The following is a 22,244-nucleotide window of genomic DNA, read 5'->3' as shown; positions in this document are numbered from 1 at the left end:
GGCTTTGTATCAACTTACCACTGTGGATCAGGGCATAACCTGTGGCGAAGCGACCATTATAGTGAATTGGCGCCCTCATCCGCTACAATGCGCGAAATGTAGCTGCAATCAATTGTGGCAGAAATAGCAGCCAGGCTGCTTTGGCGAAGAGGATTTCACCATGCCGGTGACACTGCACCACGTCGACCAGGCCCGTTGGGAAGCCGATGAGCAAGTCCGCCTTGACCTAATGCGCATTTATGAGGATGCGCCCCAAGAGCGCATGCCCACCCCAACGGTTGAGCCATTTATTGAACAACATTTTAAAGGTCAGCATTTTTTTGCCTGCGCCCATTTCAATGATCGGCTGCTGGGGGCTGTCGCCGTGCAAGAAGGCGAAGACCGGGCGTGGTGGCTATCTGAGCTCTGCGTGCGCAAAACCACGCGCCGCCGTGGCGTCGGTTCGCGCTTAATGGCGCTGCTTGGCGAGCAAGCCAAACAGGAAGGCCGTGTGTTGCGGATAGAAACTTCCACCTTGCCATTGGCTGACCGCGTGCTGCTTTCCAAATTAGGCTACCGGCCTATGACCAATCCAGAAACGCCAGTGCCGGGAATGCCCGCCACCAGCGATTTTGTTGAGTTAGACCCACAAGGGAAAGGGTAAATGAAACAGCTATTACGTATTTTGCTGGCAGCGGTCGGTATTCTTGCCATCGTCGCCGTCGCCGCCGTGGTGTATGTCACCACTTTCCTGGATCCAGAAGATTTCAAACCGCGTTTAACGGCCGTTGTAGAAGAGCAGACCGGGCTTAACCTTGCCCTGGAAGGCCCGATCACCTGGTCATTCTACCCCCGTATTGGCGTGAGCGTGGAGCAGGCCCGCGCCTGGCTGCCCGAACAAGCGGAAGAGAGTGCCGCCTTCGCCGCCATTGATCGTGCCGAAGTCAGCGTTGCATTCGGCCCGCTACTGCGGGGCGAAATTGCCGTCGATGGCCTAACGCTTGACGGTATGCGCCTTAACCTGGAGCGCGATGCCCAAGGCGAGGGTAATTGGGAACCCTTGCTAGAGCGGCTTTCCGAGCAAAATGAAAGCACCGCAGAAACGGTGCTGGCGCCTGCCAGTGCGGGACCCAACGCCGATGCCGGTAGCTTGGCGGTGGTGCTAAGCATTGCTAGCGTCGAAGTGAAGAACGCTGACATTCGCTTCCGGGACGCACAAACCGAAGCCTTATGGCGCATGCAGCAACTCAATATCTCCGGCAGTAACGTCAACCCGGTGCGCCCCTTCCCGCTTAAGGCCATGTTTACGCTGACCAAGCATAACCGGCTGGATGCCGAAGTGCTGGAGCGCACCCCTGACCTGAGCAGCGAGATCAATCTCGAAACCCGCGTGCGGCTTGGTTTGGCCGATGAGCTTTTCGTGCTGGAAAATATGGCGCTCACCACGCGAACGACGCAAGGCGCAGAGAGCGAACCACAACAGCTCAGCTTAAAAGCGGCTGAACTGGTCGCCCGCATGGGGGAGCAACAGCTTTCGATCACAGAAGGGGTGCTTGAAGCAGGCCTGCGCAACGCGGATAACTGGCAAGGTAGCCTGGCGCTGGCACTTGCCTTTGGCCTGGAGAGTGATTGGCAAGCACAAACGGCGCAGTTAAAAGACCTGCAGCTCACCGGGCCGGATGGCCTAAAAGTTAGTGGTCACCTCAATGTTGAGCAACTGCGTGATGCCCCACGCTATCGCGGCCAGTTAACCGCGGCCCCGTTTACGCTGCGCCCCTGGCTGGCTCGCGCTGGCGTTACGCTCACCACAGCGGGCGAGGCCGCACTTAGCGATGTGGCCATGACCAGCCCTATTGAAGGCGATGTTGAGCAACTCTCTTTGCCGAGCCTCTCGTTGGTGGTCGATGACAGCACCTTTACTGGCGAGCTGACCGCCGCTTTGGATGGCTCGCGGCTGGCGTTCGATTTAGCCGGTGATCAATTGGATCTGGATCGCTATCTACCCGGTGCCGCTACCGCCGAGCAGGCTAGCCGTAGCTTGCTGCGTAAAGCCTTTGCCCAGGATTCCAGCACATTAGTGCCGCAATCGCTTCTTACTCGGTTGTCACTTGAGGGTGATTTAAGCGTCGATAACCTCGTCTTGGCAGGATTAACGTTCAATAATCCTAGCTTACAACTGCGTGGTGACGACGGCATTCACCGGCTAACGGCATTTGAGTCGGGCTTCTACGAAGGTGAACTCAGCGCTACCGGTCAAGTCGATGCCACGGGCTCTATTCTGGAATGGGCGCTTTCGCCAACCATTAACAGCGTTCAGGTGGCACCGTTGATAGAAGCCATCAGCGAAGGAGAGGAGCCGTCACCACTGCGCGGTCGCTTTAATTTATCTGGCGGCCTTACGAGTCAAGGCAATAGCCGCGAAGCGCTCATCAGCAACCTTAATGGGGAACTGACGGCCCGCCTGAACGATGGGGCTATTTTAAATACCAACATTTCCCAGCAAATGTGCGAGCTGGTAGCCCAGTTAGAAGGCGAGGGCACGCTGCGCGAATGGCACACTGATACCCGCTTTGAGCGTTTCGATGCCACCTTCCAGATCAGCAATGGTTTAGTCGAGAGCGACGATCTACTGATCACTCTGCCCGGTATTGATGTTCAGGGAGAAGGCGAACTCAATCTTACCAGTATGAATTTCAACACCCAGGCGAATGCCCGCTTAGTAGACACCGCCGACGCGGCTTGTGAGGTGAATCCCCGCTTGGAACAACTGCCGTTGCCCGTTCGCTGTGAGGGGCATTTAGGCGGTGAGCGCACTGAGTGGTGCCGTTTTGATCGTGAAACATTCCAGGCGGCGGTAGTCGACCTGCTGCGCAACGAAGCTGGCGAGCGCGTCAATGAAGAGCTGGAGGAGCGTTTAGGCGATACATTGGACCAGTTGGATGAGCGGTTAGGTGAAGGCGCTGGGAAGGAGCTGCGTGACGGGCTGCGCGGCCTGTTTAACTGAGCATTCTCACCGGAACCGATAAGTGCTGCGCCGGCCTAACCGCCGGCGCTTTTTTATTAGCCCCTTTGATACCCTTTCTGTTTAAGGAGCGTGCATGGCAGATATGCCCAAACCGCGGCTGGCGGCAGACGAATTTCAACAACGCCTACTGGCTTGGTTCGACCGTTATGGCCGTCACGACCTGCCGTGGCAGTCGCCGCGCAGCGCCTATCGCGTCTGGGTGTCGGAAATCATGCTGCAGCAGACCCAAGTCACCACCGTCATTCCTTACTTCGAGCGTTTTATGGTGCGCTTTCCCACCCTGGAGGCACTCGCTATGGCGCCGCAGGATGAAGTGCTGCACCTCTGGACAGGGCTTGGCTACTACGCCCGTGCACGTAATTTGCATAAAGCCGCTCAAGTGGCGTTGGCGGAGCATGATGGCGAACTGCCAACAGATAGTATTGATGCGTTAGTGGCACTGCCCGGCATTGGCCGTTCCACCGCAGGCGCGATCATTGCGCAAAGTACAGGAGAGCGGGCCGCGATCCTGGATGGCAACGTAAAGCGCTCGCTCACCCGGCTGCATGCGCTGCCCGGCTGGCCGGGTAAGCCAGCAGTTGAACGGCAGCTATGGTCGCTGGCCGAGTACTACACGCCAGCAGCGCGGCTGGCGGATTACACCCAAGCGATCATGGATTTTGGCGCCACGCTATGCAAACGCAGCAAGCCGGATTGCCTAAGTTGCCCGTTTAACGATGTCTGTTTGGCCTATGCGCGCGGTGAGCCCCTGCGCTATCCGGAATCCAAGCCGAAAAAGGCGCTGCCCACCCGGCAGACCATCATGCTGATGCTGCGCGACCCGGAAGGCCGGGTGTGGCTGGAAAAGCGCCCTCCTAGCGGTTTATGGGGTGGGTTATGGGGCCTGCCGCAGTTTGACAAGCACAGCGAGCTCAACGACTGGTTGGAAGCTCATGTCGTTAACCCCGCGCGCGGACGTGCGGCGCCCAGTTTTCACCATACGTTCAGCCATTTTCGCCTGGAAATTACCCCGCAGCCCGTGACCTGCGATAGGCTGGGTGGTGTACGCGAAAGTGGCGTATGGTACGACATCAACCATCCGCCCGCGCTAGGCTTGGCAGCCCCGGTTAAAGCGCTGCTCAGCCAGCTAACGCCATTTACCCTCAATCCCACCCCAGGCCACGCCTAAGCGTTATCTGGGGCTATAAGTAGCCAGTCACTGCAAGAGGAGTACGTTATGAGTAACACGGTTTTTTGCCGCAAGTACCAGAAAGAGCTTGAAGCGCTGCCATTCCCGCCCTTGCCGGGCAAGCAGGGCCAGGAGATTCAGGCGACTGTTTCCAAGCCCGCCTGGGAAGCCTGGCAGTCGCTGCAAACTCGTTTGATCAATGAAAAACACCTCAACATGCTCGACCCTGAATCACGTGCATACCTTATGGAGCAGATGCAGCGCTTCCTGGACAATCAGGAAACCGACCAGGCCGAAGGGTATGTACCGCCCACGCAGGCATGACTTTGAAGGTTGGCTGTCGCTTTTCTGTCTTGCGAAAAGCAGGACAACTGATTTGTAATGAGTAGGGCCAGGCCTAGGTGGGAAAAGCCCGTAGCGTATGCTTCTCACTGCGCCGGGTGTAGAACAGAACACCCCTAAGCATCCGTATCGCAAGAAAGTTTCACAAAGGTGTTGACGAAAAGCGGCGTTTTTAGTTTAATACGCACCGTTGGCAGCGGCCAGATAGCTCAGTTGGTAGAGCAGGGGATTGAAAATCCCCGTGTCGGCGGTTCGATTCCGTCTCTGGCCACCACACTGCTGGGGTATCGCCAAGTGGTAAGGCACCGCTTTTTGGTAGCGGCATTCCCAGGTTCGAATCCTGGTACCCCAGCCATTGCCAACAAGATTTCTTGTTGATTGCAAAGCCTAACAGCAAAGCAATCATGTTCTCAAGAAAACGTGAAGCGCCGACATAGCTCAGTTGGTAGAGCAACTGACTTGTAATCAGTAGGTCCCGGGTTCGACTCCTGGTGTCGGCACCACTAAAAAAGTGGTTAAAAGCAACATGTTAGAGACTTAAAAAGGCTACCCTCAACGGTGGCCTTTTTTGTTTCATTCCCCAAATTCTGCATCTGCGTACCGTAGTGCGTACCGTTTCTCTCAAGACCCATTCTGCCTGCTTTTTTCGTTGCTGCAAACCGTTTCTGAGCGGGCTGATAAGACCGCCTCGCAGTGCGTGCCTGCTGTTCAAGTATACCGACCTCGTAGCCCAAAAAGGGACAGTCCCTCTTCCTTGTCCATAAGAGAGCTCGGCGGGATGACACACAAAAAAAGGGCTGCCAGCGCAGCCCTTATCAGCAGATATTTGTCGGTCGCCGTTATGCCTAGCCGAGCGCCGCGTCGGCGATTAATCCTTTTTCGTAAGTCTGGATATCTTCTTCGCGCCACCGCGTACAGCGAGCCCCCAGATAGATTGGTGAGGGGATCTGACCTTCACGTTTCCAGCGCCAAATGGTCGCCTTTGAAACACCAAACCGAGAGGCCAGGTCCGCAGCTGACAGGTATTTTGCAAGCATGTGTATCTCCACGTCACAGTAAGCTTACCTATGACTTTAGGAAATTCGGGTGCGCAGCAGTTGCGTCTAATTCCTTGAATACGGGAGTTAGGCCTTTTTTGCGTCATAATTCTTGGTAGCCGCATTTGGTATCCCGGTCCGGACCCAACGCTAAAGGATGTGTAGATTTTAGTGTCCTGTTGGTTTCTCAAAAAAACAAAATTTAGTGGCCTGGAGGGGCCTTGCTGGTTCCGGTTTCTTTGATAGTTTGGATTTGCCCAAGTGGGTATTTCAAACAGGATGAAAACTATGAAAGTTCGTGATCTTTTTTCTGCTTTGCAGCGCGGTGACCTTTCGGTCGTTTCAGAGGTGACTGACGTTATGAGTGAACTGGCAGATGCTATCGATATGTTGCATATTGCTAACCCTTACGAGCAAATTGAAGTCGTTGAGCATCTTAAAGGGTTAGACGATGAGGAGCCCAATAACCTATTGGAAATGATCGGTCTGTTAAAGAAAAATGACTGGTTCTAAGATGTGAACATGGCGCATTATCAGCCTCATGGAGGCTGATAATGCGCTTGTTTCAAAAGCGTTTTTTTACATTTTACTACTAGCCCTCGGTCTTCCTTCTGCTACTTTAGGCTTCAAGCCTATTGGGCCCAGGCAATGTTCACTTCTTCCAAGCACTTCAAAAGCAATTTCAAAGAGCTAATGTAATTAGCGCGTGTTGTTGGGCTATACACTTACGCTTCAAGCCAGTGTAGTGAATTCCCTCATTGATTCCAGCGGCCCCTTCGACTGCACGTAAAAGTAGAGTTACTGGAATGCTGTTAGGGGAGCCCGCCCAACGATTCGTGCGTCGCGGACGTAATGTCAGGTATGAACCGCCCCGGTTATTCCGGAGACCGGTTTGTTTGAGTCAAGCAGCTTCACCCGACTCTTCCAGTTGACGATAATACGTCCTTTCTCGTTCTGCTGGTGGAACGTTTCCGATGGGTTCCAGCAGTCGGCGGTTGTTGAACCAGTCAACCCACTCCAGCGTGGCATACTCAACGGCATCCAGTCCCCTCCATGGACCACGATGATGGATCACCTCCGTTTTGAACAAGCCGATGATGGTTTCAGCCAGCGCATTGTCGTAGGAGTCGCCGGTGGTGCCGACTGAGGCATTGATACCCTCGTCAGCCATACGCTCGGTGTAGCGGATCGAGAGATATTGGCTTCCCCTATCACTATGATGGATCAACCCTTGTCTGTGTTTTCGTGCCCACAGAGCTTGCTCCAGAGCGTCCAGCACCAGTGCCGTTCTCATCGACGTCGCTACACGCCAACCCACGATACAGCGTGCATAAACATCGATAACGAACGCAACGTAAACGAAGCCAGACCAGGTAGCGACATAGGTAAAATCGGCTACCCAAAGCTGATTAGGACGCATAGCCGTAAAGTCACGTTTCACTAAATCAGGTGCCCGTTTCTGGCCGGGATCACTGAGGGTCGTGAAGGGGCGTTGGCCTCGCACCACGCCGCGAATTCCTAGGCGGCGCATGAGCCGTTCTACAGTGCAACGAGCAACATTAACGCCTTCACGGCGGAGTTGCCGCCAGACCTTACGGGCACCGTAGACGCAGAAGTTTTCTTCCCACACGCGCTGAATCTCAGCGGTAAGAAACGCATCCTGTCGATACCGGTCTGCCCGCCGTTCAGGATCAGCTTCAAGTGCCTTGTGGTGGTAATACGTCGATGGGGCGATTGGCAGTTGACTACAAATCGACTCGACCCCGAACTGAGCACGATGCTCGTCGATAAATGACACCATCAATTGGGTTTGCGGTCGAGCTCCGCCTGGGCGAAAAAAGCAGCCGCCTTACGGAGAATTTCATTAGCGCGCTTCAATTCGACGTTTTCACGCTCTAGCTGCTTGAGTCGTTCATTTTCAGGCAGGTTAACCGAGCTGTTTTCCTGCGTGAGTTCTGTGCGTTTGCACCAGGCTCTCAAAGTCTCTGGTGTACAGCCGAACTTGCTGGCAATGGAGCAGATCGCCGCCCACTTGGACGGGTATTCGCCTTGCTGTTCAAGGACTAATCGAACAGCTCGCTCCCGGACTTCTGGGGAATATCGTTTTGGTGAGTTCATAACTCCATCCTCTCAAGATATGGAGTCTCCGGTAAAGCCGGGGCGGTTCAGGTACTTACTCTCTGATGTGTTAGCTTGGCTTTCTGGACTAGATCCGCAGCGCTCAACAGCAGAAGCTTTCTCAGCGAAACAAAGCCTGAAAACTTCGCTCATCTCCATTGGTAAATAAGGGGAGTCATCAATCTCTGGTGATTTCGCAAGATTAACTATATTTCATGTCGAAAATTAAGGTAAATATCGACATGACGGGATCGCATAAAAGCAACCTTACGCCTTTCAAGATTAACGTTGGTGGCAAGAGCAGATGGGGGGATAGCTCTAAGCTAGTTACCTTAACTACAAGGTGCGTTAGCATTGGTGGATCAGGAGCTACTTATTCATGAAAGTATGGCCAAACCTTTGTTACCTTCTAAGGCTCACCTCCCTATCTTCTAGGTATGCTTTTTTATAATGTTTTTACAGTGGATTGCCTGTAAGAATGTATTGGACGGTCGGTTGAAACTGCTTTAGATCGCATCTCGCCAATAATTCAGCGATTTCTCTGACACAACGCCATGCTGAGTGCCAATATCGATAACTGACTGCTGAAAAGCCTGAGCAAGTTCTGGCTGATGGCACAAAAATAGCGAGCGGATCATCCGCGTAATGCGCAGATGATTATGACCGCCTGCTTTCAGCCAAATATGCGTTTGGATCGAGAGGTTGGGCTGTGCTGTGATGACGTGGTTTTCGCGTTCCAGTCCAAAAAAGTCCAGCATGACATCAAGGGAATGTTGCTGGCGCTGGCGTAAGGACGCTTCTTTCTCAAAAGCCGCTTGCACTTCGGACGTCAGTAAAGGCGCAAAGGCGTTAAAGCGGCCCATTTCCGGGATAGGAAACAGCCACTGAATATAGTCGTGGGTGTGTTCCAGCCATAAAGAGGAGAGTCCCCAGATGTCTTCGAGTCGACGACCTTTATGATCGTGGCCTTCCCTGCGGTAAAATGCGATTAAACGCTCATCATTGCCCATTATGCTCCCCGCACTAACGGTTCATCGTGTCCATATAACACCATTTCGTGTGCGTGGCGTTCAGTGTCTGGGTCAAGTCGGGTTTCAATTCGTTCTAGTGCGCGGATATAGGCTGCGGGTAATCCGTGTTCTCGTGCACCTGCTAACACATGGTGCTTGTACCATGTATAGGGACGCATACCGATGGAAGTAATCTTGCCAACATACGCCTGTACTTCAAACTGCCCGTCACCCGCCAGGTCAGTTACCGTCAGCCAGGTCTCGTCGTAGGCAGCGTTGAGCCCTTCATAACGATCCAGCGTCATCTTATGGTGCGAAGCGACTTCCCAGATAACGCCGTAGACCGCTGACTGATCGGATGCCGGTACAATATCGCACTTGCCGGAGCCGTCGCCGCCTTGCTGATGAAAGGCTAGGCGATACGCGGGCAAAAGGGCGGTGGAGACAAAGCGCGCTGGAATTCGCGCGGCTAAGCGCTGGGTAGACATATTAGAGCCATAAGCAAAACAGAGCACCGTTATCTCCTTTTCAGTAACTTGGCTGTCATTGGCATATCGTTAATAGGTCTCGTGCGCGACCGGTGTGCTTTGGTAATGTTCCAGTACCTGCTCTGCATTCGCCTTGAGCGTTTCCCGCCATGCCGCAGGAGCCAGTACGTTGACATTGGCGCCCATGGCCATCAGCCACCACAGCGTTTGTTGATCATCGGGCACCTCGGCTTCTAGCTGTTGCCAGCTGCTGTCGGGCAGTGGTGTCAGCCACTGAGTTTCAGACAGTGGCGTCTCACTGAGCAGCCACGCGACTTGTGGCGCTACTTGGGCGACGAGTGTGACGGGGGCTTTGCCTTGCAGATAGCCAAACGCCCCGCCAGCTATGTAATTATCTAAGTCAAAGCCGTGCAAAGGTCGCCAGGTTGATTCACTTAGATGAGCTGTTTCGATGCGGTGCATGGCGAACTGACGAATATCCTCATAGTCGTCTACTGTCGCCAGCAAATACGTCACGCTGTGTCGGCTGACCAGCCCTTGAGGATGAAGGGTGAAATGCTTTTCTGTCTTGGAAGTGCGTGATAAGTACACGACATCCACCGGTTTCTGCTCCAGAAGGGCTTGAGAGATGATCTGCCACGTCATCTCATTAAGCGCCGCAGGAATAAGCGCTTTGCCATTGGGGATCGCGCGAACTTTCCGAGCCCATTGACTCAAGCCGTTGGTACTCATCTCATCAAGCAGCCGCCTCGCATCTGTAAAGTGCGGCGATAATTGCCCCACGACCACAGGGGGGAGTAATCCTTTTAGGTACTCTTCGGCCAGTACCAGCGTTAACGCGCTCGGCACATCCAGCGCGGGCAACTGACACTGAAAGTCACGATCGAAATACCACCGGTAGGGCTTCTGGCTATCGTCGCAGCCTATCGGAAACTGCGTAGAGAGTTTCTGGCTTAGATCGCGTTGTAACGACCGAGTATCAATGTGAAATCCTCGCTCAGCGAGTTTTTCTTTCAACACGGGGGTCGACATTCGCCCGGGATAACGGGGAATGAGTTGCAGAAGCGTCAAGTAGCGAAAAAGCGTATCGCGCGTATCGGACATAGTGACGCTAACCCTGGCTATAGGAATGAAAGCATTAAGTTTAACGTGCCTCACAAAACTTAGCGACTCTCTCGGGCAGCGCATCTGGCTCCCGAGCAATCAAATGAGCCCTGTGTCGCCAAAGCCCAGTCATGTGGTGGCTTGGAGTGGCTTTGGGGAGGTGCCACCACAGCGCGGCGGGGTGGATGTCGAGGGACGCCTCAATTGAAGTGTCAGGGTGACCTTCAAGCCAGCGATATACGTCTATAGCGCTGCGGCCCACGCAGACGGGGAATAGCAGCGCATTCAATGGCAACGATACGCCAAGGGCTAACAGCAGCGAATTGACTTCATGGTCACACGCTAAGTGCCAACGATGCCGATTAGCCACTAGTGGGGCGGTTAAGTGGCCGGCCACGCAATGCCAGATTAGGTGGGCATGTAAAAAACGGCGTGACTCATCGGAAAGTGTGGCGCTATAGAGTGGGCAGAAGTAAAGATGCTGACCATCGGTGCTCACCGTCGCTATTTGCTGATGCAGCACAGGGGTCAAGGTTAAAAACTCGCTGAGCATCTCCATGACGGGAAGTGTTGTAGCCCAATAAGTGCGATCTGACTGCCATTTCGCCAACTCGCGTTGGGCGTCTGCTGTTGCTGAAGATGAACGTACCAACATATCCATAGCATGCCTTCCCTAAAAGGTGAGGTGTCCTAAGCTACGGTAGGGGTGCGACAACGTAAGCCGCATAAAAGTGAGGTATACCTATGACTGCTTTATTAACCACACGTGCATGAAATGCTCTGCTTCCTTAATGAGTGAGGCGTTTCGTACGCCGCTTGCCTGTCTTATAACCCATCGCCGCCTCTGGGGCGTGATCGCAACCGTCACGGGCTCAGGTTGCTGTAGGTGATAGATAGCAATTTGTACGTTGGTGACGGCGCAGCTGTAACTGTACACGCAGTCCCGTATGTGATCTCCCTCCCAGAGTAAATCCTGCAAAGAGGCGTTGGCGGTGATCAATGCCTTGTTCGACAAAGGGGCCAGTGTAGGAAGTGTGGTGCTACCTATCTCATCGGCGGTGTTCTGAGCACTACTTTTGGTTAGGGTAGGATTGGTGTCATAATAAAGTATTAATTTTGCTCTCTATTCCTAAGTTCAGCATAGTGCTAATCTCATTATTATTAATAAATGCTTTGATGGTGAATGTAGTGCGACGTAAATTGTCGTAGCTTTCGATCCCTCTCCACACCGTATTTTTGCCGAAACTGGCTAGAACAAGGTTTTGATACCTCGGTGAGAAATTGGAGTTAAGGATAATTTTGTTATAAATGCTTATAGCTTTTTGGAGTCTCTGAAAAGATATGTACGGATCACTGTTATCAAGTGTTGGGCTGCTCTCACAAAACACATGGAATATAAACGCGATATGATAACTGAACTAAGAAGCCCGAGTGATATATATCAACAGATCGACGATCAATTATCGAAAATTGTAAAGTCGCTTACTAGCCCATCCGCCGATCCAGATCTTGAAAAAGCACAAGATCAGACACGTGAACAATTAGAAAACCTTCAAAGTGATTTACAAAAGCAGCTTTCTGATCTGAAAAAAAATGCTGAATGGGACACTTTTACTATTGCTTTTTATGGTGAAACAGGCGCCGGTAAGTCAACGTTAATTGAGACACTACGAATTATCTTACAGGAACCGACCAAAAGAGCTAACCAAGAAAAATTTCGTCAGCTAAAAAATGAATATGAAATTAATGAAGAGTCACTAGAAAAATTGCAAGGTGAAATTAAATCTGCAAACGAAAATATTGATGAATTTGAAAATAAGCTCAAAGTTATTACACAACATTACGGTGAGCTGCGCCATGCTATTTTAGAAAATATTGATAAGGCTGATACGAAATTTGCAATTGATAAACATAATATCAGTGTAGCGCTTAAAGAAAAAGAGAAGGCTGCTGTCGACCTTCAGGAAAAGATAAACCTACTTAAAGCTAATGTTACTGAATATAAAAGCACAGCAAATCTATGGCAAAAATTAATTAACCTATTTACAACCACGCCCGATGAGAAGTGTCTTGAAGAAGAGCAGGAGAAACTACCTCAACTAACTATTGAGCTTTACAGTTCTAGGAATTCTTTAGATAACTTGCAGTTGCAGGAAAAAGAAGCTAAGCATTCGCTTAATGAGCAGTTATCCGAAGTCGAAGCAGAAGATAAAGATGCTAAAGACGTTTTGTTTAACCAGCAGCAGCATATAGAAAAAGATATGCAAGCGCTTCAGCAAAAGGAAAAAAAGTTAAAAGAACAACTGAATGAACAAATTAGGAATATGAGCCAGTACGCGGATGGAAAAATTATTGGTGATGGCCGTGCCGATTATACCCGTCAGACTCAGCGTTACGATTTTACATTTGGCGGTAATAAATTTTCTTTACTCGATGTCCCAGGTATTGAAGGTAAAGAAGGCTTAGTATTGAGTGAAATCGAAAAAGCTGTGCAAACTGCACATGCTGTTTTCTACGTCACTAATAAAGCAGCTCCTCCCCAAACAGGAGAAGATGAAAGAAAAGGAACACTGGAGAAAATAAAACAACATCTAGGTTCGCAAACAGAAGTTTGGTCAGTCTTTAATAAAAAGATCACTAATCCTAAGCACACCCTGAAAAACCGTCCTCTGATTTCAGTAGATGAAAATGAAAGTCTTGCTGCACTTGAAGAAAAAATGCTTGAGCAACTGGGGGATCACTATCAGAAAGTTATTTCGCTGACAGCGTTGCCAGCTTTTCTAGCTTCAACAGATCACTTAGAACCTGACTCTCAAAATGCTAAGCGTCGTCGTAAGTTTTTACAAGACTTCACAGAAAAAGAGCTTTTAGAGCAATCTCGCATGCAAGCTTTTTTGGATATGCTAGGTGGTCAGCTTTTGCCTGATAGTAAAAATAAAATTAATCGGGCAAATTTCAATAAGGCAAAGGAGGTGCTTGATGGAACAACAGGTTCACTTGATATGATGGAAAAAACATTCAGTGTATTTGCTGAGAGCATTTCCGAGAATCGTAACAACTTTCAGAGCCAGTTAGAAAGTAGCTTCAAAGCTCTACAGAAACGCTTAGATTCACGGGGCGAGCGTCTTATCCAACAATTTTCCCGCGATGTTCGTGAAAATATGTATGAATTTATTGAAGATGACATAAAGAATGATAGTTTCAAAAGGTTGCTGGAAAAAACAATCGAAAAAGAATTAATTAAAATTAATAAAAAGCTTCCAGAAGCAATTGAATTAGAAGTTGAAAAATTTGAGCTAGAGGCTGCCGATATCCTTGAGCGTTTTGAAGAGCAAACTCGGGATCTTACCGATGTTTGCGAAAAACTTGCCGAGAAAAAAATTGATCAATCCTTCCAGTTGAATATTAATATTGATAATGGTGTGAATAAAGTAGCGTTGGTCAGTGCGCTTATTGGAGCAGCTTTGGCGCCTTTTACTGGTGGTGCCAGTCTTTGGTTTGCGGGGGCGGCTGCACTTACTGCGATTGTGTCTGTGGGTAAAGCGGTTGCGAGCTTTTTCAGCGTTAGTTATAAGATGTCTCAGCAACGTAAAGCAACTGATGAAAACTTACGTAATCTTGCAGGGAAACTGCGTGAGAATTTGAATGACAGTTTGAAAGAGGCGCTCCCTGATATGAAGAAAACGATCAAACAACTTGAAAAAGCTATCGACGCTCCCGTGAATCAAGCAGAAGAAAGGGTTAAACTTCTGTACAACTCAAATAAAAAATTAAAGACTCTCTCAAATCAGATCAAAGTATTAGGAAATCTATAATGGAAAATACATTAAATAGCTTCAAACACCAGCAATCAAAGACATTGGACTTGTTGCATAAACTAGCCGAGTTTTTGTCGCTTGGTAAAGAATCAGGTGTTTCGATTGATCCAACTTTGACCGATAAGTTGCAAAATGCTATCGATAATATTACCAGCGATAAGCTCAAAGTAGCCTTAATTGGTGGTTTCTCCGAGGGTAAAACTTCGATTGCTGCTGCTTGGATGGAGAAGCTGGATAAGTCGAGTATGAATATCAGTCACCAAGAGTCCTCTAACGAAGTTAAAGTCTATGAAGTGGGAGATGATTTTGTACTAATCGACACCCCGGGGCTGTTCGGCTTTAAGGAGCAAGAGAATTTAGAAACTCACGCTATTGAAAAATATAAAGACATCACTAAAAGGCATGTCAGTGATGCCCATTTGGTGCTGTACGTTATGAACCCCACGAATCCGATCAAGGAAAGTCACAAGGATGATTTGATATGGCTATTTCGCAAACTAAACCTCTTGTCGCGCACTGTCTTTGTTCTTAGCCGATTTGATGAGGTCGCTGATGTTGAAGATGAAGAGGACTATGAGGAAAATCTTCAGATTAAGAGAGAGAATATTACCGGCCGTTTAAGTGAGTTAATCGGACTGAGTGATAACGAAGCTGCCGAGTTAACTGTTGTTGCTGTTGCCGCTAATCCTTTTGATATGGGTGTATCCCACTGGCTTGAAAATACTGACCAATTTAAAGAGTTGTCTCACATCTCAACTTTGCAAGCTGCTACGACTCAAAAAATTCAGAAAAGCGGTGGTAATGATTCGCTTATCATCGAGATGCGCACTAGTGTCATTCGAGATGTGCTGCATAAGCAGCTACCAGTGGCCATTGAAACCGACGAAATTATTTCGCAGGAAGTGACTAAACTCGAAAAGCTACATAATCGCCTAGCAGACCAGTTAGCTCATACTAACCAACAGATTGAGGAAACGCGAATTAGTTTGCGTGATTTTGTTACGGAATATTTCTCAGATCTTATATTACAGGCTAAGGGTTGCGGCCTAGATACCTTTACAGAGTTCTTCGAGAGAGAGATTGGATCCGAAGGGATCATACTTAATAAAAACTTACAGAATGAATTCAGCCGTCAGATGGGCTCTATAAGTCTAGAAGTGCAAAAAATGCAGATTGGTTTCGATAATGAAGTTAGCCATTTTAATACTACTGTTAAAGCTCTAGGGAAAAATGGAATTAATCATGCTGTAAGTTCTAATATGATTAATAATAAATCTATATTGATTGCCCGAGATGGGGTTTCTACTGTTGCCAAAACGTTTGGTGTTGATTTAGCCAAGTATTTGAAGTTTAAACCTTGGGGAGCCGTAAAGATGGCTAAAGGTGTCAATGGTGCACTTGCATTTGTGGGCGTTGCAATTGAGGCCTGGGACTCTTATGAGCAGCATAAACGTGAAAAAGCGTTCCAAGAAGCGATTAAAAAAATGGTAGAAAATTTTGAAATTCAACGTAGAGAACTACTTGTTTTGATCAATTCTGAAGAGTTCAAGTCTAAGTTTTTTGAAGATTATATTGTTATGAAAGAACGTTTGGTCGAGCTAAAGGCCAACCTAGATCAAAATAGAGAGCGTCAAATGCGTTTTGTAGCATGGCGAAAAGAGGCGGAGGCTATTAACGAGGAGTTATGTCAACTGCACTGAAAAGGGATACAAGGGCGCTTTTATGGGCTTTTGTATGCTTGCGTAGGGCTAATTGTTAGGCTTGCTAATTTATACTGCTCACGGATGCTATGTACAACCTGTCCTCTTACACCATCAATGCAACACGGGGTGAAAGCGTTGCTATCACTGATGGCGGTAACTCTGAAATTACGCAGGTGCTGGTTAAAGATGTCCCCAGCCATTTGCTTGATCAAATGGAATATCTCGGCCAGTTCTAAGCCATTTACATCACCGCCTCCGGGCGGTGTTGGTACTGTGATTTCAGGAATCAGGCATCATGATACAACGCACATTTGCTCTTTCTGCCGTTGGTCTTACCGCAGCCTTTTTAACCGGTGTGGTTGAGTTGGCGTACAGTCTATCTCAATGGGGGTAGCCAAACCGGCTAGTTGCCAATTGGACCAGTTCGTCAGTGAACGTGATCTCGAACGGCCCTACGAAATTGCCTGCATGATTACGTCTGAAACTGGCACTACGCTTGGGCATGATAAAACAGCCTCTGCCGCCATCAACAATGCACGAGCAGATGCCTTGCGCCTGTGGCGCTGATGCCATTGTTTTCGAATCCTCCGAAGAAGAAGGTATGACGCAGTTCACTTGGGGGCAAGGTAAAGCACAACTCAAAGCCGTGCGTTACCAAGATTAAAATAAACTCCGCCTAGTGATATGGTGGGGGTTGAGAGAAATATACAAGGCTTAAAAATATGACAATGAAAAAATGGCAGCCAGCAATCGCGTTGGCAGCTTTTTTAGCACTGCCTATTGCAGCAACAGCACAAAGCAGCACTGAGGATGAATATACCGGCCGCTTTGGTAAATGTATGGATGCCTCTGGTGGAGTGACTGTTGAAATACTGAACTGCATTGCTGATGAGTTTGCTACTCAAGATGCGCGTTTGAATGGCGCCTATAGCGATGCCCGACGCGATCTTTCCGAAGAACGCCAACAAGTGCTGTTAAATGCCCAACGTCACTGGATCACCTATCGTGATGCTAATTGCGACTTCTACGCCACTATCGGTGGCACGCTCGCACAAATTGCCAGCAACGATTGTTTGTTAAGAGAAACCGCCATGCGCGCTGCCGAGTTGGAAAATATGGTGGGGTGGTAAAGCTAAGGTCTTGAGTAGGCACTAGGTCGTAGGCGGTTGCAAATTGGTTTACAGTAATGCTCTGCACGTAAATATGGTAAATCTCTTGTGACGCTTTCATTTAGTTACAACTCAGACCTCATTGGTGGTGGATTGATGGTGCGTGAAAGCCGTGCAGTTGCAACGCTATTGCTGGACGAGGTAGACGATGCGCACTGGCGTCAAGCCATCATCGTTGAAAACCGCCTGCAGAAGAATCGCCCAGCGACAGCCAAGCGTGCAGCGCAGGCCATCCGTAAACGCTTAGAGAAACTGGAACCCTCTTTTTGGATAGCCCTGCACGATGGAGATGATCAGCTAGCGTCACAGGTATCGTTTTGTGCTGCCATGGCACGCAACCTGCTGCTGGTCGAGTTTCTCGAAAGCGTGGTAGCTGATGCGTTTTTAACGCGGTCTGAAAAGCTGCTGGCTTACCAATGGGATGAGTTTCTTGTCGAGCGTGCTAACCGCGATGCAGCGATTGCTACCTGGGCAGAAAGCTCAAGGCGCAAAATGGGTCAGGTAGTGTTTCGGATGCTGTCAGAGGTCGGCATCATGGATTCCAGCCGATCACGTCGGCTTCAGTCATTCTTGCCCCGCCCCGAGCTGAAAATTCTGCTTGAAACCCACCGCCATACCCGTTTGCAAAATTGTCTTCAAAAATTGCGCTAAGCATTTATCTGTTGGGCAAAACTCATTCTTGAACTAATGAAAACTAAGTAGACCTTGCGGCTATGGCTGTAAGCAACGTAATCTTGCCCAAAACAAGCCCGACATAGAGACGCTCCGCATGTCACATAATGAGCAGCACCTATCACCTACCAGCGTTATGTTCCATGAGGATGACCAGCTTCGGGCACGATTAAACCAAGTCGCCGAGAAAATCGCTCGACCGGATTTTTTAGCAGGCCAAGGGTTAGGTAACGAAATTGGCTTCTGGATTTTTGATTACGCTCCTGAGCACGAGCTTCAGGTACGTGCCTATCTGAACTTCCTTCCTTCGTTAATGGCGCGCCAGTACGCTCATGTCAAGATGGCGCAGGTTAACTTGCTTCACGTGCTCAAAGACTATCTGACTGAGCGTGGCTTTCTTGATAAAGCTATTGCCATGCAGAAAAACAAAGGCGATGCAGCGCTGCTTAAGGCGCTGCGTGGGCCACTGCACATGGATAAGTTCGCCCCTTATCTGATCCGACACTCTTTGTCGCATGACCCTGATATCGTGCTATTAACCGGTGTTGGTAGCCTATGGCCAATGGTACGAGCTCATAGCTTGCTGAACGCGCTGCATGGCCCGTTAGGGCATAAGCCTTTGGTACTGTTTTACCCAGGCCGCTTCGATGGGCAAACGCTTCAGCTGTTTAAGCAGATCAAGAGCAATAACTACTATCGAGCGTTTGCGCTCGTGCCCTAACGCAGCGTTTTAGGCCGTTCACTGTGCTACGTTCGCTCGTTTATTGTTGTTATCAATAATGTCGTTATCAACAGTGCCATTACCCGTTTTGGCATCATGCCGGTCGATGTAATGGACTGCTTTCAAAAAGTTTATAGGACTGATATGCGCATTCAAGAGCTTTTCCTCAAGCCGCTCAGCCGGTCAATCAATGGTGTTGTAAAGGCTGATCAGCGTGACCAGGAAACCATCTATCAAGAGCTAGATGAGTACGTGGTCACCAATGAGCTAGAAAAGCACTTCCGCGCCTTTTTTGAATCCTATACAACCCCGTTAGATGACCCCTCTATCGCCAACCGCGTGGGCGTCTGGGTCAGCGGTTTCTTTGGGTCGGGTAAATCACACTTTTTGAAAACGCTTTCTTACCTACTCGCCAACACGGAAGCGTTTGATGCCAACGGACAAGCCAAGCGAGCCGCTGATTTTTTTGATGAGCAAAAGCTGGTAGACAGCTCTATCCGGGCAGACATTAACAAGGCCGTCCGTGAACCGGCCCACGTGGTGCTGTTCAACATCGACAGCAAGGCCAGCTCCAATGACGATGGCAACCCCATCCTGAACGTCTTCCTGCGCGTGTTTAACGAGTACCAAGGCTTTAGCTCTGATTACCCGCACATTGCTCATATGGAGCGCCACCTAGAAAAACGCGGTGTGTATGAGCGCTTTAAGCAGGCCTTTAACGAGGCCAGTGGCGTGGTGTGGGAAGATGAGCGAGACGGCTATCAGTTCTACCAGGACGATATCGAGCAAGCGATTGGGGCGGCGCTCGATCTCTCTCCTGAAGCGGCGCATAAATGGTTTGAGGAATCTGAAACCAACTTCAGCGTTTCGGTAGAGAACTTCTGTCACTGGGTGAAAGAGTTTTTGGAGTCGCAGTCAGCGACCCAGCGCATGGTGTTCATGGTGGATGAAGTTGGCCAGTTCATTGGCAGCGACACACGCTTAATGTTGACTCTGCAAACGCTCACCGAAAACCTGGGCACGATTTGCGGTGGGCGTGCCTGGATCGTGGTCACCTCCCAGGCGGATATGGATGCTGTGCTAGGCGAAATGACCGCCTCAAAAGCCAACGATTTTTCCAAAATCGCCGGACGCTTCAAAACCCGCTTATCGCTCTCAAGCTCCAACTCCGACGAAGTGATCCGAAAGCGCCTGCTGGTGAAAACCGACCCGGCACGCGCGGAGCTGGAAGGCGTGTTTGAGGCCAAAGGCTCCATTCTGCGTAACCAGCTGACCTTTGACCGCTCTGGCCCCACGCTAAAAAACATCGAAGGCGTGGAAAGCTTTATCGCCAATTACCCCTTTGTGCCGTACCACTTCCAGTTGGTGCAAAAAGTCTTTGAAGAGATCCGCAAGGTAGGGGCGACGGGCGCTCACTTAGCCTATGGCGAGCGCTCCATGCTCGATGCGTTCCACATGGCCGCCAAAGCAGTGCAAGAAAAATCGATTGGCGCGCTGGTGCCGATGCACTGCTTTTATACGGCGATAGAAGGCTTCCTCGATACGGCTGTAAAACGCACCATCGACCAGGCCAGTGAAAACCCCGTGTTAGAGTCGTTTGATGTCGAAACGTTGCGCACGCTGTTTATGATCCGCTATGTGGATCTTGTCAAAGGCACGGTCGACAACCTCGTTACGCTCTCGCTGACCCAGATTGACGACGACCGAATTGCTATTCGTGAGCAATTAGACGCGACCTTAGCGCGACTAGAAAAAGAGAGTCTGATTACGCGCAATGGAGATGAATACCAGTTCCTCACCAATGAAGAGCGCGACATTACCCGCAAGATCAAAGCCACCGAAGTCACCAGCAGCGACGAGAACAAAGAGCTATCCAGCCTAATCTTTAAAGACCAGCTGCGTGACCGCAGCAAATACCGTTACCCGTTGAACAAAACCGACTACAGCATTGGCCGCTACCTGGATGGCCACACCCTGGATGGCCGCTACCAAAGCCAGCTGAGGGTAGAAGTGGTGTCGCCCTTAGACGTGGAGTATGTGCAGCTAAGCGACGCGGGCTGTATTCATAAAAGCGGCGACAACGGCGGTCAAGTGCTGATTAAGCTACCCGACGATAAACGGTTTACCGACGAACTGCGTACGCTGTTAAAAACCGACAAGTTTATCCGCCTGAACCTATCGGCCAACGACCACAGCGTCGAGCGCATTCTGGCCGACCGTGGCCGGGAAAACCAAGAGCGTAAAAAACGCCTGCGCGTTCGTCTGGAAGAGATGCTATTAGATGCAGACGCCTATGCGCTTGGCCAAAAGCTGGAGCTGAACCGCAGCCAACTAAGCACCCGCCTGGATGAAGCCTGCCGCTACCTGCTGGAAAACACCTACAACAAGCTGGGCCAGCTGACGGTGCTTAACCCAGAGCCCATGCGTGAACTGCAAGCCGTGTTAACAGCAGATGATATTGGTACACAAAACCTTAATTTAGACGGAGAAGAGGGCAACGCCCAGGCAGTAAAAGAGGTGGAGCAGTATATCTCGCTGCACAGCGGCGAGCCCGTGCCGCTTAACCCGCTTATCGAACGTTTTAGCAACCGACCTTTCGGCTGGCCGGAAGGCGAAACGCTGCTGATTCTAGGCCGCCTGCACGCCGCTGGGCGCTTAACCGTACACACCGCTGGCCCTGCGCTCAACGGCAAAGAAGCCTTCGAGTTGCTTAATAACGCCCGCCGGCGCAGTGAAGTACGCATTCAGAAAAAGCGCCAAACCGAAGATGCGGTGCTCAACAAAGCCCGCAACCTCACCAAAGACCTGTTTGGCCAGCTAGGTCCCGCCAGTGAAAAAGAGCTATTCAGCTATTATGTGGATCGCTTATCCCGCTGGCGCCGCGAGCTAGAAGCGTACAAAAGCAAAACCGACGTGGGCAACTTCCCAGGGCGTAAAGCCATTGAAAGCTCATTGTTGGAAGTAGAGCGCTTATTGCGCCTAGACGACAGTTTCGACTTCTTTAAAGAAGTGGCCAGCCAGCAAGACACGCTGCTCGATTTAGAAGAAGACTACCGTGATCTAAGCGACTTCTTCACCAAGCAGCTCACCACCTGGCAGCAGCTGGAACAGGCGCGCGTAAGGTTTGGTGTTAACCGTCTGGAACTAGAAAAACACCCCGAGGCCCAGCAGGCACTGGCCGAGTGTGAGCGCATTTACAGCGCCGACGCCCCCTACGCCATGTTGAACAAAGTAGATGGCCTGGTGCGAACGTTGGATGACATTAATACCCGCTTGGTCACCGAAAAACGCGAACACGCCATTTCACGTATCGACACGCGCATAGCCAAAGTGAAAGCAGAGATCGAAAAGAGTGGCATTGCCACCGCCGAGCTAAGCAACCGTTTACTGCACCCACTGCAGCAGCTCAAGGTGTCGATCAATCAGTCGGTCAGCATCGCGCAGATCTACCAACTGCAAACAGAAACGGCCGTTGAGCAAGAAGAAGAGAGCCTGGATGCGCTGCATAAAGCCCATGCTGAGGCTGCCAAGCTCCAGCAGACTGAGCCCCCTGCTTCAGCAGCCGAGGGAACCACAGGTGGGGGTTCCGGAGTATCCACCAAGGCACCGAATAACAAACCTGCTGAGCATACCTCGCCCCGGGATAAGGCTTACGACCCCCATACGGTAACGGCGCCTGCGGCGGTGAATGCGCCCAAACCCGTGGCACGAGTGCGTGTAAGTGACGTACTCAGCCGCGTGCATAGCGGCGTCTACCTAGAAAGCCAAGCGGATGTTGATGCGTTTATGGAAGAGCTTAGAAAAGAGCTGGAAGGGGCGGTTTTAGCGGGCAAGCAAGTCCAAGTGAAGTAAAAAAATACTCTAGGGAAAGCAGCATTGCTTATGCTGCC

19 protein-coding genes, 3 tRNA genes and 1 other annotated feature are annotated in these 22,244 nt (G+C 50.3%); of the genes, 15 read left to right on the top strand and 7 right to left on the bottom strand.

Annotation, left to right across the window (positions count from 1 at the left end; translation table 11 throughout):
• The first annotated feature begins 160 nt into the window (after window positions 1-160).
• The 7 genes from ACWI0H_RS17810 (at window position 161) to ACWI0H_RS17780 (ending at window position 5,017) form a co-directional block, all read left to right on the top strand.
• A complete protein-coding gene (locus ACWI0H_RS17810) occupies window positions 161-643 on the top strand; it encodes a GNAT family N-acetyltransferase (RefSeq protein ID WP_008957627.1) in 483 nt (160 codons plus the stop codon).
• Window positions 644-2,983, top strand: coding sequence for an AsmA family protein (locus ACWI0H_RS17805; RefSeq protein ID WP_485874102.1), 2,340 nt, complete (start codon window positions 644-646; stop codon window positions 2,981-2,983). It begins immediately after the preceding gene.
• A 94-nt stretch (window positions 2,984-3,077) separates the two neighbouring features.
• Complete coding sequence (gene mutY, locus ACWI0H_RS17800) at window positions 3,078-4,172, top strand: A/G-specific adenine glycosylase (RefSeq protein ID WP_485874101.1); 1,095 nt, start codon at window positions 3,078-3,080, stop codon at window positions 4,170-4,172.
• Window positions 4,173-4,220: 48 nt separating this feature from the next.
• Window positions 4,221-4,496 (top strand): oxidative damage protection protein, encoded by a 276-nt coding sequence (locus ACWI0H_RS17795; RefSeq protein WP_008957624.1) that lies wholly within the window; start codon window positions 4,221-4,223, stop codon window positions 4,494-4,496.
• Window positions 4,497-4,712: 216 nt separating this feature from the next.
• Window positions 4,713-4,788: transfer RNA gene (locus ACWI0H_RS17790), tRNA-Phe, on the top strand.
• Window positions 4,789-4,794: 6 nt separating this feature from the next.
• Window positions 4,795-4,869, top strand: a tRNA-Gln gene (locus ACWI0H_RS17785).
• A 72-nt stretch (window positions 4,870-4,941) separates the two neighbouring features.
• Window positions 4,942-5,017 (top strand) — tRNA-Thr (locus ACWI0H_RS17780).
• A gap of 342 nt (window positions 5,018-5,359) precedes the next feature.
• Here the strand turns inward: ACWI0H_RS17780 and ACWI0H_RS17775 are convergent.
• The gene (locus ACWI0H_RS17775; RefSeq protein ID WP_172118872.1) at window positions 5,360-5,551 is read right to left on the bottom strand and encodes a helix-turn-helix transcriptional regulator; all 192 of its coding nucleotides are present in this window, start codon (window positions 5,549-5,551) and stop codon (window positions 5,360-5,362) included.
• Window positions 5,552-5,839: 288 nt separating this feature from the next.
• On the opposite strand from ACWI0H_RS17775, the gene ACWI0H_RS17770 reads away from it, so the two are divergent.
• Window positions 5,840-6,064 carry a hypothetical protein gene (locus tag ACWI0H_RS17770; protein WP_485874100.1) on the top strand — a complete coding sequence of 75 codons (225 nt, stop codon included), beginning with the start codon at window positions 5,840-5,842 and terminating at the stop codon, window positions 6,062-6,064.
• A gap of 388 nt (window positions 6,065-6,452) precedes the next feature.
• Here ACWI0H_RS17770 and ACWI0H_RS17765 read toward each other — a convergent pair.
• The 6 genes from ACWI0H_RS17765 to ACWI0H_RS17740 form a co-directional block, all read right to left on the bottom strand.
• A protein-coding gene (locus ACWI0H_RS17765; RefSeq protein ID WP_159340751.1) for an IS3 family transposase occupies window positions 6,453-7,669 on the bottom strand; the annotation gives its coding sequence in 2 pieces (ribosomal slippage) (window positions 6,453-7,384 and window positions 7,384-7,669; 1,218 coding nt in all).
• Window positions 7,278-7,394: a sequence feature (AL1L pseudoknot), on the bottom strand. Its footprint overlaps the gene before it by 117 nt.
• Before the next feature lie 506 nt (window positions 7,670-8,175).
• Window positions 8,176-8,679: an opioid growth factor receptor-related protein gene (locus ACWI0H_RS17760; protein WP_485874099.1), complete on the bottom strand. Its 504-nt coding sequence runs from the start codon at window positions 8,677-8,679 to the stop codon at window positions 8,176-8,178.
• Window positions 8,679-9,194 carry a gamma-glutamylcyclotransferase family protein gene (locus ACWI0H_RS17755; RefSeq protein WP_485874098.1) on the bottom strand — a complete coding sequence of 172 codons (516 nt, stop codon included), beginning with the start codon at window positions 9,192-9,194 and terminating at the stop codon, window positions 8,679-8,681. The genes ACWI0H_RS17760 and ACWI0H_RS17755 overlap by 1 nt, the downstream gene beginning before the upstream one ends.
• A 42-nt stretch (window positions 9,195-9,236) precedes the next feature.
• Entirely contained in the window at window positions 9,237-10,271 is a 1,035-nt protein-coding gene (locus tag ACWI0H_RS17750) for a helix-turn-helix transcriptional regulator (RefSeq protein WP_485874097.1), read from the bottom strand.
• Between the two features lie 40 nt (window positions 10,272-10,311).
• Window positions 10,312-10,932, bottom strand: coding sequence for a DUF2201 family putative metallopeptidase (locus tag ACWI0H_RS17745; protein WP_485874096.1), 621 nt, complete (start codon window positions 10,930-10,932; stop codon window positions 10,312-10,314).
• A gap of 81 nt (window positions 10,933-11,013) precedes the next feature.
• The gene (locus ACWI0H_RS17740; RefSeq protein WP_485874095.1) at window positions 11,014-11,286 is read right to left on the bottom strand and encodes a PcfJ domain-containing protein; all 273 of its coding nucleotides are present in this window, start codon (window positions 11,284-11,286) and stop codon (window positions 11,014-11,016) included.
• A gap of 391 nt (window positions 11,287-11,677) precedes the next feature.
• Here ACWI0H_RS17740 and ACWI0H_RS17735 point away from each other — a divergent pair, with 391 nt between their 5' ends.
• From ACWI0H_RS17735 to brxC, 7 genes are all read left to right on the top strand, one after another.
• On the top strand, window positions 11,678-14,086 hold the full coding sequence (locus ACWI0H_RS17735; protein ID WP_485874094.1) for a hypothetical protein: 2,409 nt from the start codon (window positions 11,678-11,680) through the stop codon (window positions 14,084-14,086).
• On the top strand, window positions 14,086-15,789 hold the full coding sequence (locus ACWI0H_RS17730) for a LeoA/HP0731 family dynamin-like GTPase (RefSeq protein WP_485874093.1): 1,704 nt from the start codon (window positions 14,086-14,088) through the stop codon (window positions 15,787-15,789). Before ACWI0H_RS17735 ends, ACWI0H_RS17730 begins: the two co-directional genes overlap by 1 nt.
• Window positions 15,790-15,878: 89 nt before the next feature.
• A complete protein-coding gene (locus ACWI0H_RS17725) occupies window positions 15,879-16,028 on the top strand; it encodes a hypothetical protein (protein WP_485874092.1) in 150 nt (49 codons plus the stop codon).
• Window positions 16,029-16,514: 486 nt separating this feature from the next.
• Entirely contained in the window at window positions 16,515-16,922 is a 408-nt protein-coding gene (locus ACWI0H_RS17720; protein ID WP_485874091.1) for a lysozyme inhibitor LprI family protein, read from the top strand.
• An 87-nt stretch (window positions 16,923-17,009) separates the two neighbouring features.
• Complete coding sequence (locus tag ACWI0H_RS17715) at window positions 17,010-17,612, top strand: DUF1819 family protein (protein ID WP_485874090.1); 603 nt, start codon at window positions 17,010-17,012, stop codon at window positions 17,610-17,612.
• A gap of 118 nt (window positions 17,613-17,730) precedes the next feature.
• The gene (locus ACWI0H_RS17710) at window positions 17,731-18,354 is read left to right on the top strand and encodes a DUF1788 domain-containing protein (RefSeq protein ID WP_290697922.1); all 624 of its coding nucleotides are present in this window, start codon (window positions 17,731-17,733) and stop codon (window positions 18,352-18,354) included.
• Between the two features lie 144 nt (window positions 18,355-18,498).
• On the top strand, window positions 18,499-22,206 hold the full coding sequence (gene brxC / locus ACWI0H_RS17705; protein WP_485874089.1) for a BREX system P-loop protein BrxC: 3,708 nt from the start codon (window positions 18,499-18,501) through the stop codon (window positions 22,204-22,206).
• The last annotated feature ends 38 nt before the right edge of the window (window positions 22,207-22,244 follow it).

Source organism: Halomonas sp. NYA30, from assembly GCF_976980765.1.
This window is presented reverse-complemented; position numbering and strand designations above follow the sequence as displayed.